At 71.9% G+C, this 2,061-nt stretch carries 1 protein-coding gene and 1 pseudogene; one reads left to right on the top strand and one right to left on the bottom strand.

What is annotated here, in order from left to right; translation table 11 throughout:
- Positions 1–165: 165 nt before the first annotated feature.
- Positions 166–1,048 (top strand): annotated as a pseudogene (locus ABD223_RS43235) (IS5 family transposase).
- Here the strand turns inward: ABD223_RS43235 and ABD223_RS43230 are convergent.
- On the bottom strand, positions 1,035–2,061 hold a 1,027-nt coding region (locus ABD223_RS43230; protein WP_344044163.1), incomplete at its 5' end, for an NACHT domain-containing protein. The pseudogene ABD223_RS43235 and the gene ABD223_RS43230 sit on opposite strands and share 14 nt — an antisense overlap.

The raw sequence follows: 2,061 nt of genomic DNA, 5'->3' as shown, positions 1-2,061 counted from the left end.
GGCTCGATCAACGCCCACTCGGCATCGGTCAGATCAAAACGCGCCACACCCGTGTTCTACCAGCCCCACCAGCACACCACCGGACCCCACCTAGATCCGAACCCCAAACAGCCCCTAGGCCCTGTCCTCAAAGCAGGTGTGGTCGATCTGCTTTGATGTCGGGTCGTGATTCGCAGGCACGAGTTGACCGATGAGCAGTGGCGGGCGATCGAGCCGTTGCTGCCCGCTTCGGGCGTGAAGGGGCGTCCGCGGGTGGACGACCGTCGGGTGGTCAACGGGATGTTGTTCAAGGCGAAGACCGGCGTGGCCTGGCGTGACCTGCCCGAACGCTACGGGCCGTGGAAGACGGTCTACAACCGGTTCTGGCGCTGGTCGCGCAACGGCACCCTCACCACGCTCGTGTCGAAGGTGCGGGTGATCGCCGAGGCGATCGACGAGCTCGACCGCGAGGTCGCGGTCGATTCCGGCATCGTGCGCGCCCATCAGCACGCCGCCGGCGCCCGTCGCGCGACCGTGTCCCACACGGGGGGCGGTCGGGTCGTGCGGCGGGCACAGCGAGCCAGGTGATCATGCCATCGGCCGCTCCCGAGGCGGACCCAGCACCAAGATCCACCTCGCGTGCGACGGCCGTGGCAGACCCCTGTCGGTCGTCCTGACCGGCGGCAACGTCAACGACTGCACCGTGTTCACCCGGGTCATGGCCGGTATCCGATTCGACCGGCGGGGACCGGGACGGCCCGCCACGCGGCCGAGCCGGGTGATCGCGGACAAGGGCTACTCCAGCCGCGCCATCCGCACTTACCTATGTAAACGCCGCATCCCGGCGACCCTTCCCGAACGGCGGGACCAGCAGGCCAACCGGCTGCGCCGTGGCCGGGCCGGTGGTCGCCCACCGGCTTTCGACCGCACCGCCTACAAGCGCCGCAACGTGGTCGAGCGTTGCTTCAACCGGCTCAAGCAGTTCCGCGCCATCGCCACCCGCTTCGACAAGACAGCCACCTCCTACCGAGGCATGATCGACCTCGCCACACTGCTCATCTGGCTTTGAGGACACGCCCTAGCCGCTGGTCGACCGCCGCGTCGGGATCGTCGACGAGGTCGCGGAGGAAGGCGACCGCCGCGACCGAGTGCGGGCCGCGCAGCCGGGTGGCCAGGGCCGTGGCGGCCTCCACCCGGGATGTCCACGGCGCCTGCCCGGCGCGCACCAGACCGGTCAGCCAGTCGACGAGGCCGGGGTGGTGGGTGGCGCGGCTCGCCTGGGCCACGATGGCCAGGGCGGGGCTCCTGGTCGTCACGGCCCAGTCCCGGGCGGTCGCCAGGAAGCCGTCCAGGAAGCGCCTGCTCGCCGGCGCCCGCCTGGCCAGCAGCCGCGCCGCCAGCAGGTGCTGCTCCGCGTCGCCAGCGTGCAGCGACCCGAGCAGGGCGTCCGCCTGGTCGGGTCGCAGCCGGGTGTAGTGGAGCAGCACGGTCCGGGCGTGCTCGCCGCGCTCCTCGGGTCGGGCCGCGTGGAGCAGGTGCGCGAACTCGTCGTGGTCGGCGGAGAACCGCTCGGGCAGCAGGCGGGCCCGGGCGGTGGCGGCCAGGTGCTCGGCGAAGCTGTGGTGCAGGAAGCGGAGCTCGTCGTCGTGGCGCACCAGCGGGCCGACCGAGGCGAGGAAGGCGACCGGGTCATCGCGCCGGGCGCCGACGCCGAGGTGGGCACGGACCCAGTCGTGCGCCGCCCCCGCCAAGGAGTCGTCGGTCTCCAGGCGGGTGCGGCCGAGGTGCTCCAGCAGCGCGTCGCCGTGCTGCTCGAACGGGCTCGTGGACGTGCGCGCCGACTTCAGGTAGGCCAGGTAGGCCTCGTACAGCTCGTACTGGTTGTCGGGCAGCGGCCGGTCGCCCTGTTGCCGGAACACGATCGCCGCGATGGTGGCCAGCAGCGGGACGCGGACCAGCTCGTCCAGGTGCGCCTCGCGGACCTGGAGGAAAAAGGGGCTCCGCTGCCCACACAGCAGAGCGTGCTGCGGGTGATGCGCCGCCGTCCGCGCCTGACGCGTCCGGCGCGGGCACGTCTGCCGG

It is taken from the genome of Saccharothrix xinjiangensis, from assembly GCF_039527585.1.
Lineage (GTDB): Bacteria > Actinomycetota > Actinomycetes > Mycobacteriales > Pseudonocardiaceae > Actinosynnema > Actinosynnema xinjiangensis.
Note: the sequence above shows the minus strand (reverse complement) of the source record. Positions and strands in the feature narration are given on the sequence as shown.